Origin of the sequence: Acinetobacter lactucae (genome assembly GCF_013122135.1) — a bacterium.
Lineage (GTDB): Bacteria > Pseudomonadota > Gammaproteobacteria > Pseudomonadales > Moraxellaceae > Acinetobacter > Acinetobacter lactucae.
In genome coordinates this window covers 1,154,385-1,170,084 of sequence record NZ_CP053391.1, presented here as the reverse complement: position 1 = coordinate 1,170,084, position 15,700 = coordinate 1,154,385, and the positions used below count along the sequence as shown (strand labels likewise).

At 37.8% G+C, this 15,700-nt stretch carries 13 protein-coding genes; 3 read left to right on the top strand and 10 right to left on the bottom strand.

From position 1 onward, the window contains the following. Nucleotides 1–175 precede the first annotated feature (175 nt). Nucleotides 176–724 (top strand): GTP cyclohydrolase I FolE, encoded by a 549-nt coding sequence (gene folE, locus HLV59_RS05415; RefSeq protein ID WP_171429488.1) that lies wholly within the window; start codon nt 176–178, stop codon nt 722–724. 153 nt (nt 725–877) lie between these two features. Further along, nucleotides 878–2,029 (top strand): ADC family extended-spectrum class C beta-lactamase, encoded by a 1,152-nt coding sequence (gene blaADC, locus HLV59_RS05410; RefSeq protein ID WP_171429487.1) that lies wholly within the window; start codon nt 878–880, stop codon nt 2,027–2,029. A 66-nt stretch (nt 2,030–2,095) separates the two neighbouring features. Here blaADC and HLV59_RS05405 read toward each other — a convergent pair whose 3' ends face one another. The 4 genes from HLV59_RS05405 to hemE all read right to left on the bottom strand — a co-directional run bounded on the left by HLV59_RS05405 (nt 2,096) and on the right by hemE (nt 6,544). Next, nucleotides 2,096–3,979, bottom strand: coding sequence for an Lnb N-terminal periplasmic domain-containing protein (locus HLV59_RS05405; protein ID WP_456318747.1), 1,884 nt, complete (start codon nt 3,977–3,979; stop codon nt 2,096–2,098). A 70-nt stretch (nt 3,980–4,049) separates the two neighbouring features. Beyond that, nucleotides 4,050–4,520: a DUF3015 family protein gene (locus HLV59_RS05400; protein WP_003650547.1), complete on the bottom strand. Its 471-nt coding sequence runs from the start codon at nt 4,518–4,520 to the stop codon at nt 4,050–4,052. A gap of 149 nt (nt 4,521–4,669) precedes the next feature. Further along, nucleotides 4,670–5,464 (bottom strand): DUF817 domain-containing protein, encoded by a 795-nt coding sequence (locus HLV59_RS05395; protein ID WP_171429485.1) that lies wholly within the window; start codon nt 5,462–5,464, stop codon nt 4,670–4,672. A 6-nt stretch (nt 5,465–5,470) separates the two neighbouring features. Then, nucleotides 5,471–6,544 (bottom strand): uroporphyrinogen decarboxylase, encoded by a 1,074-nt coding sequence (gene hemE / locus HLV59_RS05390; protein ID WP_031948961.1) that lies wholly within the window; start codon nt 6,542–6,544, stop codon nt 5,471–5,473. Between the two features lie 302 nt (nt 6,545–6,846). On the opposite strand from hemE, the gene HLV59_RS05385 reads away from it, so the two are divergent. Further along, complete coding sequence (locus HLV59_RS05385) at nt 6,847–8,085, top strand: L,D-transpeptidase family protein (protein ID WP_081173127.1); 1,239 nt, start codon at nt 6,847–6,849, stop codon at nt 8,083–8,085. Nucleotides 8,086–8,203: 118 nt separating this feature from the next. Here the strand turns inward: HLV59_RS05385 and basJ are convergent, their stop codons facing one another. From basJ to basG, 6 genes are all read right to left on the bottom strand, one after another. Then, nucleotides 8,204–9,373, bottom strand: a complete 1,170-nt coding sequence (basJ, locus tag HLV59_RS05380; RefSeq protein WP_081173125.1) for an acinetobactin biosynthesis isochorismate synthase BasJ — start codon at nt 9,371–9,373, stop codon at nt 8,204–8,206. Nucleotides 9,374–9,496: 123 nt separating this feature from the next. Beyond that, nucleotides 9,497–10,252, bottom strand: a complete 756-nt coding sequence (locus HLV59_RS05375; RefSeq protein ID WP_081175844.1) for a 4'-phosphopantetheinyl transferase family protein — start codon at nt 10,250–10,252, stop codon at nt 9,497–9,499. Nucleotides 10,253–10,262: 10 nt separating this feature from the next. After that, on the bottom strand, nt 10,263–10,997 hold the full coding sequence (basH, locus tag HLV59_RS05370) for an acinetobactin biosynthesis thioesterase BasH (RefSeq protein ID WP_171429484.1): 735 nt from the start codon (nt 10,995–10,997) through the stop codon (nt 10,263–10,265). 72 nt (nt 10,998–11,069) lie between these two features. Further along, entirely contained in the window at nt 11,070–12,665 is a 1,596-nt protein-coding gene (gene barB / locus HLV59_RS05365; protein ID WP_171429483.1) for an acinetobactin export ABC transporter permease/ATP-binding subunit BarB, read from the bottom strand. Beyond that, the gene (gene barA, locus HLV59_RS05360) at nt 12,662–14,272 is read right to left on the bottom strand and encodes an acinetobactin export ABC transporter permease/ATP-binding subunit BarA (protein WP_216606759.1); all 1,611 of its coding nucleotides are present in this window, start codon (nt 14,270–14,272) and stop codon (nt 12,662–12,664) included. Before barA ends, barB begins: the two co-directional genes overlap by 4 nt. A 245-nt stretch (nt 14,273–14,517) precedes the next feature. Then, nucleotides 14,518–15,669 (bottom strand): acinetobactin biosynthesis histidine decarboxylase BasG, encoded by a 1,152-nt coding sequence (gene basG, locus HLV59_RS05350; RefSeq protein WP_061875699.1) that lies wholly within the window; start codon nt 15,667–15,669, stop codon nt 14,518–14,520. Between the last annotated feature and the right edge of the window lie 31 nt (nt 15,670–15,700).

Genomic DNA, 15,700 nt, shown 5'->3' with positions numbered 1-15,700 from the left:
CATTTCATGTTCAAACACTTGACTATTAACGATAAAAAACATGAATTTTATTCATCTTTTATCAAGCGTGCGCAAATCCAAAATAAATATAGTGCGAGGATTTATGAACATCAGGTCATGTTTCTGATACAATGCCGAGCTTGTCTAATAGAGTAAACTTATACGTCTTATGTCAATGCAGCAATCGTACGCAAATATCCTGACTGCCGTCGGTGAAGATCTTGATCGTCCCGGCCTTAAAGATACGCCTGTGCGTGCGGCTAAAGCTTTTTCATATTTAACTTCTGGCTATAGTAAAACTTTAGAAGAAGTCACCAATAACGCTGTTTTCCCATCAGATAACCATGAAATGGTATTGGTGAAGAATATTGAATTCTATTCGCTTTGCGAACATCATCTCCTCCCGTTCTATGGTCGTGTCCATGTTGCCTATCTACCGGAAGGCAAAGTTCTCGGCTTATCGAAATTTGCACGTATTACCGAAATGTTTGCACGCCGTTTGCAAATTCAGGAAAACTTGACCAAACAAATCGCAGAAGCTGTCACAGAAGTGACTGAGGCTCGCGGTGTTGCTGTAGTCATCGATTCAGCACATATGTGTATGATGATGCGTGGTGTAGGTAAACAAGAATCAACCACACGTACTGTTTCATTTATTGGAGATTTTAAAACCGATAAAGAAGCACGTCGTGAGTTCTTAAGTGCCGTACCTGAAAGTTACTAATTTTTATTTAGTAAACTAATTAAAGCCCGACGAAGTTGGGCTTTTTTTTTACCTCTAAACGCTTCGCGAACTCCATAAAACATAACAATTAAATTATGTGATTTTTGTTATAAAACTACATGACTTCACTTTAAAATTTTTGATGAGTTAATCATGCGATTCCAAAAAATTTCTTGCTTACTTTTATCCCCTCTTTTTATTTTTAGCACCTCAATTTATGCAGGTAATACACTAAAAGAACAAGAAATTAAAAAACTGGTAGATCAAAACTTTAAACCGTTATTAGAAAAATATAATGTGCCCGGTATGGCAGTTGGCATCATCCAGAATAATAAAAAGTATGAAACCTATTATGGTCTACAATCCGTTCAAGATAAAAAAGCTGTAAATAGCAGCACCATTTTTGAGCTAGGTTCAGTCAGTAAATTATTTACTGCGACAGCGGGTGGATATGCCAAAACAAAAGGAACTCTCTCTTTTGAAGACACGCCCGGAAAATATTGGAAAGAACTAAAAAACACACCGATTGATCAAGTTAACTTACTTCAACTTGCGACATATACCAGCGGCAACCTTGCTTTGCAATTTCCAGATGAAGTACAAACAGACCAACAAGTTTTAACTTTTTTCAAAGACTGGAAGCCTAAAAACTCAATCGGTGAATATCGACAATATTCAAATCCAAGCATTGGTTTATTTGGAAAAGTTGTGGCTTTGTCTATGAATCAATCTTTCGACCAAGTCTTAGAAAAAACAATTTTTCCAGATCTTGGCTTAAAACATAGTTATGTCAATGTGCCTAAACTTCAAATGCAAAACTATGCATTTGGCTATAACCAACAAAATCAGCCCATTCGAGTTAACCCCGGCCCACTCGATGCACCAGCATACGGCGTCAAATCGACATTACCAGACATGCTGACTTTTATTAATGCCAACCTCAACCCGCAGAAATATCCAGCAGATATTCAACGTGCAATTAATGAAACACATCAAGGTTTCTATCAAGTCGGCACAATGTATCAAGCACTTGGCTGGGAAGAATTTTCTTATCCAGCGCCTTTACAAACTTTATTAGACAGTAATTCAGAACAAATCGTGATGAAACCTAATAAAGTGACTGCTATTTCAAAAGAACCTTCAGTTAAAATGTTCCACAAAACTGGCTCAACCAACGGTTTTGGAACATATGTCGTGTTCATTCCTAAAGAAAATATTGGTTTAGTCATGTTAACTAATAAACGTATTCCCAATGAAGAGCGTATTAAAGCCGCCTATGCTGTGTTAAATGCAATTAAGAAATAATCGTCTTTTCTAAAAACAAAAAAGAGAAATGAATAATCTCATTTCTCTTTTTTATGCACTTATTCTTTAAAAGAACCAAACATATCCTAAGCTTGATTTCATCCAGTCTTGATGATTTTGTTGTTCATAATCCCAGTTTAATCGAACAGCATTATTGCGATTAATCACATATTGCCACTGCGTATTGACTCTCAAATTCCATTGATTTTGATCTTCCCAATAGGGCAATTCAATTTGCACGACAGAGTTAAAGCGCTCAAACCATTGGTTCATACAACCTAAAGTCGGGCCTATTCCCACACGCCATCCTTTATCTAGATTTGAACCAGTTTGTACGTAGCTTTGCAGTTGCCCATAGCAAATATGCCTGCGCTCATAGTCTGCAAGACTGTAACCGACCTGTGCATTAAAGCTCGCGACGCCGTGTTGTTTGTCTTCATTAAAGCTTCCGTCATGAATAGCTTCCTGACGCCAGCCTAAGTTAAATCCCCAACTCAGCGGTGTTTTAAAAGGTTGAATCGGGTTATAGGAATTTACTTCGAGCAAATCAAGACGTTCTAGTTTTAAATGGTCATCTCGCCACTGCGCATTACCATTTAAAAAGAGTAATTGAGTACCTGCACGATATCCGCCTTGAGGGTCTATTAAGTCATGGTAGGCTTGCCGATGACCAAGTTCAATAAACTTATCACCCTGCACCTCTCCAGCTTTCACGGAAAAGTTACGAGCGTTATGACCTTGAGTTGGTTCCTTTGCTGGTCTTTTAGGTTCTTGACGTTGCTTATCTAAATCAATCTGACTTCTTAGCGCTAAAAGCTGACGTAACTGCGGTTGAGCAACACTTTCTTCTATTTTTCGGCTAATAAATTGGAGATATAAATCATCGTAAGCCATCTCGAGGATTTTAGCCTGATCCTGTTCACTAAATGATTTTAAAATCTGAGAAGACTGCTGTGTAGGCAGCATCGTAATTTGATGAGCCACCTTCGCCAAAGAGGCAACATGCTGATGAGCTTGGGCTAGTAGCTGAGTTTCTAATGCAGGTCGATATACAGGAGCTTTGGTGAGTCTCTGCTGCTGCATCGATTTAATGGTTTCCATTGGAATGGAGGCATAAGTAAATTTTTCTTGTAAGTTAGATTCAGGTTTTACTAAATCGACTAACCCTAACAATCGATAGGCGCAGTTATCACTCACAAAATAATAAGGGAAGCTCACATGTTGCATTTCCCAAATATGACTTACTAAAAACCGAGTTTCTTCAGGTGATAGATTTAACTCATATTCCCATAAATCACGGCTTTCAAAATCGCCGTACTCTTTTACTTTACGGTAATAAGGCATCAGTGAATATTCGCCTGGATATTGTCCTGTTAAACCTTTCCATGCGTATGACCAGTTGTCGTTGCCTGCCACGGTTGCTGCATAATTTACAGCATAGGAAACTAAATTTAATTGTTGCTGATCTTTTGGATCTAAACGCAATAACGTATGGCCAAACATGGAGCTCGGATTGCCCATAAAATCGGTCGCATAAATTAATGTCGCTTTGTAGGGCTTAATCTGCCCAATCCAGTTTTCAAATTCTGAACACTTTACTTGAGGTAATTCATTTTCTTGAATACCTAATTTTTGTATGAGCCATTGACTACGTGCCGGAAATTTACAACGAATCGACTGATTATCTTGAGCAGGCATAAATAATGCCGAGATGTCAGTTTTCAGTTCTTCTTTTAAATTATTTTTTCCATTTTTTGATAGAAAATAGCCAGAATAAGTGACCTCACTCTTCTGGTTTTTATTGGCATACATGAGCCTTTGCCATGTAATGTCTTGATCTAGATTTTGTTGTTCTGCGATTGACCAATATTTTTGAATAGTTGGATTTATATCTGCTGAATACGCAATATTCACTGCCAAAGAGGCAAAAACTAAAACAACTGACTTCATTAAGCTCATCAATTTTTATCATTAAATATAAGAAAAACCCTGTCATACGACAGGGTTTTCAGTTTCAAACTTATACGTAAGCTTTTAAAACATCGTCTTTAGCCATTACAGTTTGTAATGATGCTAAAACTTGAAGCGTATTTTGGTTGTTTGCAGAATAGATTTCACCAAAGTTTGCTTTTGAAACTTTGAAGAAACGGTCTTTATCTTGAGGTTTAATTTGCATTAATTCAGCAAGTACGTTCAGGCTCTCACCTTGGCCTACTGCCATATCACGTGCTAGAGCTTCAGCATTTTCATTTGTGAATGTAACCACTTGCGCAGTTACTGTTCCGCCTTGACGGCAGCCTAAAGTACCAAAAGTGATCCCTAGTAATTGGTTAGTAAAAATACCGTTTGTTGTCGCAGCAAGAATTTTAGGCGCTACTCCTTTTTTGCCAGCCCAGACTTGTGTACCCACACCACAACCTACATCGTTGTCAGCCATTGCAACACTTGAACCAGCCGCTAATAAAGCAGCTAAAGCTAATTTTTTTAACATAGATGTATAACTCCAAAATCATTATTGATTGTTTCTTATGTCTTGTATTGTTATGTGTAATTTTTATTACACGATATTAAAGATAACGAGAAGGCTGTGAATTAGCAATTAAAAAATAAACAATATGATAAAAAGTGCAAAAGAAAAATTTATCTTAAATTCCAATTACCTTGATTATCTCGATGACCTAATATTTTAAGTACCAATACTAAACTCAAGAGTAATAATAAATACCATGACCCCAGTTTACCCCAGCCCACCATATGCCAAGCATCTACCTGACTTGGATAGAGCCAGATTTTATAAAAAGTACTAATATTTTCAGCAATCCAGATGAGAAAAGCGAGGGTAAACAACACAGGTAACATCGGGATTTTAAATCTATGTTCATTTAACTGAAAATAAAGCTTAGTCTTCCAAAAAATAAACATACTGATCGCAAATAAAATATAGCGAATATCAGGTACAAAAAATTTACTCATAAAGTTTATATATGAGAACAATGCCAGTAAAAGCATCGTTCCAAAACTAGGAAGCTTTTCAAAAGAAACATGAAACAGCCGAATTGAACGTGCAAAAAAACTACCTACAGCCGAATACATAAAGCCTGCAAATAGAGGCACAGTTAAGATTTTAAATACGGCGGGCTGAGGATATTGCCATGATGCAATCGCAGGATGTGTTAAAAATATTTCCATGACCATCGCCATGACATGAAATAAAGCAATAACTTTGGCTTCTGCCCATGATTCAAGCTTTAAATATAAAAGACAAATTTGAATCAGCACTGCATAGATGAGTAAATAATCATAGCGATAGAAACCCATATATTCATGGCTTCCCATCGGTGCTGTGAAAGCAAAAGCAATTAAAAGCAAAATACCAAACAAGGCTGCCGAAACAGCCTTGCCAATAAAATGAATGGGTAAAGTCAGATGGCGCACAAAAAACTATCCTAGATATTTAGCACTATACTCATGCACTGTATCTACAAAGATTTTTGGCTGTGCAGGGTCTACCCACTGGGTAATCCCGTGGCCTAAGTTAGCAACGTAACCTGTTTTTTCGCCATTTGCGTAGGCATCGTCTAACATCGCTTTCACTGCTTTTTCAATTGAAGCAGCCGAGCCATATAAAACAGCAGGATCAAGATTACCCTGTAACGCTACGCGTCCAGAGACAACATTACGAGCTGTATTAAGCGGAGTGGTCCAGTCCAAACCTAATGCATCTGCACCAGTGGTAATCATTGGCTCTAGCCATTGACCGCCACCTTTGGTGAACACAATAACAGGAATGCGTCGGCCATCTTTCTCACGCTGCAAACCAGCAATGATTTTATTCATGTAGTTTAAAGAGAATTCGACATATTCACGGTGTGCCAATGCCCCGCCCCAGCTATCAAAGATCTGGATGGCCTGAGCACCTGCATCAATTTGAGCATTTAAATAGTCAATCACTGAATCTGCTAAATGATCAAGTAAAGCATGCAAAACTTCTGGCTGCGCATACATCATTTGCTTAGTGAAACGGAATTCTTTACTTGAACCACCTTCAACCATATAAGTTGCAAGCGTCCACGGGCTACCCGAAAAACCAATCAGTGGAACTTGACCGCCTAAAGCTGAACGAATTGTACTTACCGCATTCATCACATAATCAAGATCTGATTTTGCATTTAACTTTGGTAAATTCGCGACATCTTGTTCAGTACGTACCGTTTTTTGAAACTTAGGACCTTCTCCAGTTTCAAAATAAAGTCCTAAACCTAATGCATCAGGAATAGTTAAAATATCTGAGAATAAAATCGCTGCATCTAATTCGTAGCGGCGTAGAGGCTGTAAAGTCACTTCACAAGCAAATTCTGTATTTTTACATAGAGATAGAAAGTCACCTGCTTTTGAGCGTGTTTCACGATATTCAGGCAAATAACGTCCTGCTTGACGCATCATCCATACCGGTGTGGTATCTACAGGTTCGCGTAACAAAGCTCGTAGGAAACGATCATTTTTCAAAGTCGTCATTACCAATCTCTATATTCTTTATGTGGCAGCATCATATCAAAAACATAGAGATTTTTATAATTTCAATTTCACACAAAAAGCTTGTCAAACTACTAAAAAATGCATATTTACACAAAAGTATACTGCAAGGTGCAGGGTTTTCTGCAATACTTGCAACATGTTACATTGGGTTTATTGATATTCTTTTAATCACTAAATTGCCAATCTTGGGCTCATAGAGATGAGTTATTGGTAGTTTTATGCACTTTGAGATCAAATCAATCTTCCTATTGCTTATATGAAAATTCTTAAGGTTGAATTACATGTTTGTTCGCTCATTACTCGCTATGAGTTTAAGTTGTATTATTGCTAATGTTGCTTTTGCTGCTTCAACAACTGAGCAACCCCTGAACCCTAAAAAGGTATCAGCTCCTGTAGAAGATCCGATTGATCCTTTAGCAGTAGAAGCAGCTTCTAATGTACAAGCTCAAGCTCCGACACAAATTACCGCTCAAGAACAAAATGACTTAAATCGAGCGTCAACAACATTACAAAATTTACAGAAAACTGAAGACCCAAATGCTGAATCAGGCATCGCGGCGTCGACTCCAGTTGTTGCTAAAACCACTGCTACGTCTACGACTCCTGCGACAACCGCTGCATCATGGACTTTAGATAGCTTAAACTCGGCAGAATGGTCTGAAAATAATGGGAAAGGCCAACTTCCAGTTTACGCACGCGCACACGTTATGCTGAATAATGCACATGCATCACCAGGTGCGATTGATGGCATGAGCGGTAAAAACACATTAAAAGCAATTTCTTCATTCCAACAAATGAATGGTTTGTCACCTACTGGTGAACTCACTAAAGAAACTTGGGATGCGTTAATTGCTAAACAAACCAAGCCAGCATTTATTGAATACACCATTACTGATGCTGATTTAAAAGGCCCATACGCACAATCAATTCCTTCTGACTATGCGTTACAGGCTAAAATGAAAGGTCTGTACTACACGCGTGTTAGCGAAATGTTGGGCGAGAAGTTTCACATTGATGAAGCTTTCTTAAAGAAAATTAACCCAACTGCGACATTCAAGAAAGCGGGCGAAAAAATCATTGTTCCAAACGTACGCAATGATTTACCAGAAGATATTCATTTGATTATTGCGCATAAAGGTGCAAAACAACTGTATCTCTTCAATAGCCGCAACCAAATGATTGCGTCATTTCCTGCAACAATTGGCAGTACTGATACGCCTTCTCCGACCGGTACTTACAAGGTAGTTGGTGTAGCTCGTAACCCTTGGTATAGCTACTCACCTTCAAACTTTATTCAAGGTAAAAACTTAAAACCTCTTTCTTTACCACCAGGCCCAAATGCTCCTGTAGGTAATATCTGGATTGGTTTAAGTAAAAAGTCTTTTGGTATTCACGGAACACCAAATCCATCTTTAATTTCTAAAACAGCTTCACACGGTTGTATTCGTTTAACCAACTGGGATGCAAATGATTTAGGAAGTAAAGTACGTTCTGGCGTAACTGTTAAATTCTTAGAATAATCCTCTTAAATAAAAGAGCCTGCTTTATGCAGGCTTTTTTATTAAATTTTTAATATATCTCAGTGGATATTTAGTTATTGTTTTGACTATAAAAATAAAACCAGCCTAGGTTTACTCATTACACAGCAATTTTTGTATTTAGAATATTCAGCATGGTTTGCATTTTGGCTTCTGTTTCTAACCATTCAGCTTCAGCATCTGATCCTTCCACAATTCCAGCACCAGCATATAAGCGCATTTTATTTTCACTGAGTAGACCGCATCGAATCGTCACTACCCATTCTCCATTACCCTCGGCATCCATCCAACCTACTAAACCCGTGTAATAATGTCGGTCATAACCTTCATGATCTAAAATAAACTGCTTAGCAACATTGGTTGGTGAGCCACAGACTGCTGGTGTTGGATGTAATTCTAATGCGAGGTTTAATGCATTCGGTGCCTGTTGTTTGAGCACACCTTGGAATTCTGATGATAAATGCAACATTGTTGATGTTTCTAAAATATCTGGAAATTCAGAAACCTTGAGCTCTACACAATGAGTGGCTAAATTTCTAATAATATTTTCAACCACAATTCGATGTTCATGTTGATCTTTCTCCGAATGATTTAATTCTTGTTGACTGACGAAATTTATTTCAGAAATCTGAGATTTGGGTCTAGAACCGGCCAAAGGATTACTGGTTACAATACGGCCTTCTTTTGATAAAAGCAGTTCTGGGCTTGCGCCTAGAATATAATTATTATGTTCTACTGGAATCACAAAATTATAAGCATTTGGATTTTGTTTTAATAAAGCAGCCAATAAATTTTCTGGCTCTTGATGACGGTTAAACTCATATTCAACAGCCTGAGAAAGAACGACTTTTTCTACCTTCTTTTTTTCAAAAGCATCTAATGCTAACTGCACTGTACCTTCAAATTTTTGGCGTTGAATAAGTAATGATTTATTAATTACCTCAACATTATTACGATTTTTTAATGAGTTAATCGTAGAAGATGCTTGTGTTATTTTTTTATGATCAGCATAAAAATTTAAGCTACTTTTCTTTGTAATATCAAAAGGTATAGCACCAATTAAAACTGGATTTTGATGTCCTTGCTTTTTAATTTCTTCAAAACATTTTGCAATCTCTTCATTAAATAGTGCCGTATTTGCTGCAGGTGTATTTACCGTTTTAACGAATTCGTTCACTTCGAGATAATAATTCTTCGTAGAAAAACATGAAAATTTCTTTTGACCGATATGATCTAAATTTTGCTCTACTGATATTTGAGTCTGCATCATCTGAATATCACCTCTCACACTGATTTTTTTCAAGAAAATTCTGTAGTACTTCTTTTTAAATATAGGAGTATAAAAATACTGAAACACACCTTAATGCAAATGATTATTATTATCAATAAAAATTTAGTTTTCAATGCAAGAAATTGTAATTATCTCGTTATTTGTATAAAAAAATTGAACTTTAACTTCTAGATTTATCTCGATTAAACTTTCTTGTCTAAGGTGAAAATAAATAAACTCACCATCTAGTTGTTTAAATTTTATAATTTTAAAATCAATAATTTGCTTATATTTCAAATAAATTGCTTTAATGATACTTTCTTTAGCGGAAAATATTACCAAATAAAAATATGCTTGTTTTTTCTGCAGTTTTTCAATTTCTGCTTGTTCGTTTTTATTTAGAAAAACATCATAAAATTCATCTTTCTTTTTAAAAAAAACATAATGTTTTTGAGATTCTATATCGATCCCAAATGTTTTTTCTTTAACCGTGTTATTCCTAGCATATGCGATGGCATGACATGATTTTTTTGATCCAACATGGCTAATCCCACCCATCACGTCTTCTGGCCATAGAGGTTCCCCATGTTTACCTTGATAGATAATAGAATCTTGTAAATTGAGGCTTTGTAATGCATATTTGGCTGCTAAGCGCCCAGTCAAGAACTCTAATTGACGAATGAAGCGTGAGCTTTTTATATTCGGTGGAAGAAATATATTCAGCTCCTGATATATATGATCAAGTTGAAATATTTCTTTGATTTGGCTGAGCTGGACTTTATGTATCTCTAGCCCGAAAGCTGTTAGCTTTTCATATTGAATATTTATTTCATCCAGATATGAATTAGCCCCTCTACTTAACTGCTTCTCCGTATTCATAGCGTGGACTTTATTCAATATTCACGGTCAATGTTTCAACGATGGCAGCAATGTTTTCAAGCATCTTTAGTCGGGTCTCGGGGTTAAGAAAGTAGAAATGGTCCCCTTCAAACTCAATACTTCCTAACCAATTTTCTGTGTGTTGTTGCCATGCATCCATCATTCTTTTGTTAGGAATATCAGGGTCCTGTTTGCCGTAAAATGCAACAATCGGAACCTCAGTCTTATGAATGTTCTCGCTAAGCAATTGATCACTAAGATAGAAGTCGTTACGAATGATTTTGAGAAAGAATGTGAGTGCATCCTGATTATTTAAAATTTCGTCAGGAAAATTATTGTATCGCTTTAATTCATCAATAATTTTTTCATCAGTTAGCTCATGCTTGTACCGCATATGTTGAATATAGTGATGCTCAGGTCGGCTACTTATAACAATTAATCTCAACTGATCAATTATGGGTTTTTCATTCAAATAATTGAGTACTTTCCAAATCAAGCCACTTCCTACACTATGTCCAAATAAAATAAACGGCGTGTCTGAGTAAGCTTGTATTTCATTGGCAATTTGCATAGCCAATAGATTAGGATCATCAATCAATGGTTCATTTATTTTTATACCATGACCCGAATATTCAATAGGAATAATGCGAATATTGTCAGAGATCTGCTTTTTCCATGGATGATAAATACTCGCGCTACTCCCCGCAGGCGGTAAACAAAACATATTATATTGATGTTTATTCACTTAAGAATTCTCCAAATATTAAGCATTTTTCTTTTATAAAAAATGCTTAAATCAGGTTTCTGCTCTATTTTTTTAAACAGAAGTTGAAGCTAAATTGATAGTTTGAGTCGGCTGCCAAATGGCTGAATCACGATGTGTGACAAAAATAACCGTAGAAGAAAGAGCACGTATCGTTGTAACAATTTCCTGCTCAGTCTCTTCATCCAAGGCAGAAGTGGCTTCATCAAGTATTAAAATCGGCGCATTTTTAAGTAATGCTCGGGCAATTGCGACCCGCTGACGTTCACCACCCGACAATGCGGTGCCTTGTTTACCAACCGATTGATTAATTCCTTCTGAACTACGGTCAATCATTGCCCCTAATGCGGCATCTCTTGCAGCTTTTTCTATTTCATCAGCAGTTGCATCAGGTTTTCCTAAACGGATATTTTCAGCTAGTGTTCCTGTGAACAAAATAGGTTCTTGTGTGACATAAGCGATATTTGAAACCAAATCTTCATATTTCATTTGATCAAGAGCTATGCCACCAAGGGTAATTTTTCCTCTTTGTGGATCATCAAACCGTGTAAGCAATTCAAGTAAAGTACTCTTACCACTACCGCTTGGTCCGGTAACCCATACTCTGCTTCCCAATGCGATGTCGAGAGTCATATTTTCAAGTGCTGGCGCATAGCTAACGCCTTGTACCGAAATATGATGGCCAGTAGGAATTTGGGGATGTAATGGCTCAAGCAACTCAGGTGGATGTGTGATCTGATTAAAGTTGCGCAGTGCAGCAAACAAATCATTAATATGTAACCCTGCAGTAGCGAGTTCACCTAAGGGCGCTGCTGCACGCCCAATCAAGACAAGTAATGCCAACACCAAAGCAGCATGATTGACACCAGCGATCACCAGATATGTTGCCATCCCTGCAATCGGTAAAACACTTGCTAAGGTTGCAATAAAACTTGCAAATGCAGCAGCACGGTTGATTCGTACTAATGTCTCTTCTTGTTCTTCCCAACGATGTTCTAGTCTTTGGACCGCACGTTCAGGACCTGCTGCTGTACGTAATAACTCAACATGATCAACCAATTCCAGCGTTGCTTGTGAAGCAGCTAAATCGGCAGTATTACGCTTTTTATCAATATGCATGAGTGCACGTTGTGCCAGGAATTGAGCAAATAAAGAGAGTAAAAGTAAGCCTAAAGCGACAAATGCTACGCCTGCTCCGGCAAGCAGGCTTATTCCTATTGTTAGAAACAAAGGCATAAATGGGGCATGTAAAAAGGTTTGCAATTGATGAGCAGGGATACTCATAAACCCAGGAATTCCCTGTCCAGCAATCGTCTTAATCTGAGCACGCTGTTCATTGGTAAACCAAGAGAGCTTAGCACGAGCTAAAGATTTGCCTAACTCAGCAAATAGGTCCCCTGCTAAACGTACACCCGTGAGGAAGCCAGCACGAGTAACTACCACCGTCACCAATATTGCTGCAATTGCACTGATGAGAACCCAACTTGGTGACCATTGATTGACAATTGCAAATGCCAATACGGTATATGCGATTGCTTCAATTGCTGCAACAATGATCCATCCGATACCAACAATAATTAATTTTTGTTTGGCCGCACGAGGAAGCATCGAAAAAATCTGATCTTTATTTAATTTAGCAGGAGTATTCATAAAGATTTCCCTGAGTCAGTTGGGCCTTTAAGCACTAACCTGTTGTCAGCATGAGCAGCTAAGGCGAGATCATGAGTGACCATGACGATGGTTTTATTCTGGTTTTTAGCTAAGTGGCTTAATTCCAATATTATTTTTGTCGCATTGGTCTGGTCGAGTGCGCTCGTTGGCTCGTCTAATAAAATAATAGGAGCTGAGGATAAAAAAGCACGCGCTATACCTATGCGCTGTTTTTCACCGCCTGAAAGTAAAGTTGCATCTGCATTTAAATCTACTTTTAGTTGGGCCTTGAGTAATGCCTGCTCAAGTTGTTCATCATTTGCATTAATGGCAGATAAGGACAAGTTTTCTCTTACTGTGGTCGGTAATACATCTCCACCTTGGGGAATAAACAAAACCTTTTCATGTCTTAGCTTTTCATGTAATTGCAAAATATCTGTTTTTGCTAATTGAACGACACCTTCTTGCAATACAGCGAACCCAGCAAGTGCTCGCAGTAAGGTAGTTTTTCCAACTCCACTCGGCCCTGTAATTGCAGTAATTGAATTTTTTGGAAATGAATAACTTAATCGATCCAATACCTTTTGATTTTCAATTACAAAGCTTGCATTAACTATTTCAAGTGTTGCATCTTCCTCAATCTGTTGTAGATTGCCGGATGAGAGTACTGGCTCTTCTAAGAATGCAGATAAACGAGTAGCTGCAGCTCGCCCAGCAGCGACATAATCAAGACCATGCCCTAAACGTAGTGAAGGTGTCACGATGGCCAAACTAAAGAAAAGTGTTGCAGCCAAGGTCATGCTGTCGTATTGATAAGCTACAAAATAGGCTATGGCAAAGGTTGCAACAGCTTGTAGTAGTGCAGTGGCAAAAGCAGCGAGTGTGGCGACTTTACTCACCCAAGACACCATATTTTGAGTGAAATTTTGTGCTGCTTGAGTATAGGCTGTTAAAGCGCCTGATTGTTGCCCATATATTCGGTTATCACGAATGCCGCGCGCATAATCATCAGCAGAACCAATAATATCTAGCATGACCTGCATACGCGCAGCGCCATCCCGTTTTGATACATGGGGAACAATAATTAAATAATAGAGTGAAGCAATTGCCCCAGGTAATAACACCCAAAGTGCCATCGGGCCAACCAACACAACTAATAAAACAATAGAAACTAAAGGGATTACAGCAAAAATCGCAATTTCCGACGGTAAATGCGCCACCATATGATGTAAAGTTGCGATATCGTCTGAAACCAGTCGTTTTAAGTTTTGGTCACCCTGTTTTGATAGGGTTGTGTTAGGTAACCGAATTAAATGATGAGCAATTTGACGACGTAATCGTGCCGAAAATCCAGCCTCTGCATCATGCACTAACCATGAAGCCAGTGCTGCCAATGCCGCCCCGACTATCCAAAAAACCGCTGAAAAAATTACCCAATAAGAAGATAAATAACCAATCAACTGAATCATGCCCCACAGGGCAGTTAAGATGGCTAAACCTGAAAATACGGCAGCAAGCGTACCTGCAAATAATTTAGGAAATGCTGGCTTGAGTGCTGGTGCCAAGGAAGAGTTTGTCATCAGATGAGATAACTTTAAATCAGACATGCTTATCTCTCTTTATATTCATAGAAAAAGCGGTACTTAAAATAAAATCTCGCTTCAATTGACCCGCAAGAATTGCCATTTTCGGCTTTAAAAAAGCATGAATAAGAAAATCATATAAAAAGTATTTTTTTAAAAACTTTAATTGCATCAAAAACTTCCTAACCACCCTATCAAAATATTTTTAGATCATTTTCTAGACTGTAAAAATTAATATGGATTTGTCTAAATCATCTTGGTTGATATGACTAAAAACCAACTGTACGTTTAGAGGCACCTTGTAAATCAAAAATAACGTCGTCAATTAAGCTATCAATCTGACGTGTATCTCGGTGATGTGCCGTAGTAATTAAATGAGCCATATTTCCAGAGGTAGCCAGATAATGCTTTTTCCAGACGTGCTCAGAAGGACACGGAAATACTACAGTGATTGAATTCAGATTCCGCCAAGCAGGAATACCCACTGCCTGAAAACGATCAACCGCGTACTGGGCCATTTTTAGGCAATGTTGAATTCTCTGTCGTCTTTGTAAATTGGTTTGGCTACGTATTGCCGCCCACATCAACAAGACGGTATGACCATTGCGTGAACCACTAATGGTTTGATCACGTGTAGAGATATAGTCAACATCTACCGATATACGCTCTACATTTTGGCGTTTGGCCACAACTATGCCACACGGAATCGGTGAGCCAATCATTTTATGGCCAGATACACAAATCGAGTCGATACCATGAGCAAAAGAAAATGCTTGAGGATGCTCGACAAAAGGTAAAATCATGCCACTTAAGGCAGCGTCGGCATGAATATAATAATCTCTGCGCATGATTCCGATTTGCGCTAAGCGCTCTTGAATCATTTCAATATCATCAATCGCGCCAGTCATGGTCGTACCAATATTTGCAAAAATAATGGGGTGACTTTCTTTATTAGTTTTTATTTTATGGATTAAGTCATCATAGTCGATTTCACCATTATCCAATGATTCGATCACACAAGATTTCATCTGCAATAATTTGGCGATTTTCCCAACCGAATAATGCGTATCTTTTGAGTAATATAATGTGGAATCTGGAAATAGCTCACGCGCCAGATAACAGCCAAACATATTACCTTCTGTGCCACCATTGGTTACGTACCCCCAGCTTTTTTCAAAGGGAATTTGAAAAATTTCAGCAAAATACGCCATCACATCTTTTTCAAAATCAAAAGAATTCAATGCGTAATTACTATAGTCTTTCCAATCACCACAATTATTAATAGAGAATTTGAAAAAACGGAATAAAGCGGAATAATCAAAATCTGCAGATTCAGGATACCCAATATTGAAGTATTGATGTTTTAAACAGTAATTCCAGAATGTCTCTATTTTCTCTTGATCAGCAGGCGATAAAATCATTTTTTGCTCCGTTAATATGACGATTACAAGT

Coding starts and splice junctions, on each gene's coding strand:
- barA (WP_216606759.1), bottom strand. CDS start 14,272: ATGTCTGATTTAAAGTTATCTCATCTGATGACAAACTCTTCCTTGGCA.
- HLV59_RS05375 (WP_081175844.1), bottom strand. CDS start 10,252: ATGAATACGGAGAAGCAGTTAAGTAGAGGGGCTAATTCATATCTGGAT.
- hemE (WP_031948961.1), bottom strand. CDS start 6,544: ATGACGACTTTGAAAAATGATCGTTTCCTACGAGCTTTGTTACGCGAA.
- basG (WP_061875699.1), bottom strand. CDS start 15,669: ATGATTTTATCGCCTGCTGATCAAGAGAAAATAGAGACATTCTGGAAT.
- HLV59_RS05400 (WP_003650547.1), bottom strand. CDS start 4,520: ATGTTAAAAAAATTAGCTTTAGCTGCTTTATTAGCGGCTGGTTCAAGT.
- folE (WP_171429488.1), top strand. CDS start 176: ATGCAGCAATCGTACGCAAATATCCTGACTGCCGTCGGTGAAGATCTT.
- HLV59_RS05405 (WP_456318747.1), bottom strand. CDS start 3,979: ATGAAGTCAGTTGTTTTAGTTTTTGCCTCTTTGGCAGTGAATATTGCG.
- barB (WP_171429483.1), bottom strand. CDS start 12,665: ATGAATACTCCTGCTAAATTAAATAAAGATCAGATTTTTTCGATGCTT.
- blaADC (WP_171429487.1), top strand. CDS start 878: ATGCGATTCCAAAAAATTTCTTGCTTACTTTTATCCCCTCTTTTTATT.
- HLV59_RS05385 (WP_081173127.1), top strand. CDS start 6,847: ATGTTTGTTCGCTCATTACTCGCTATGAGTTTAAGTTGTATTATTGCT.
- basJ (WP_081173125.1), bottom strand. CDS start 9,373: ATGATGCAGACTCAAATATCAGTAGAGCAAAATTTAGATCATATCGGT.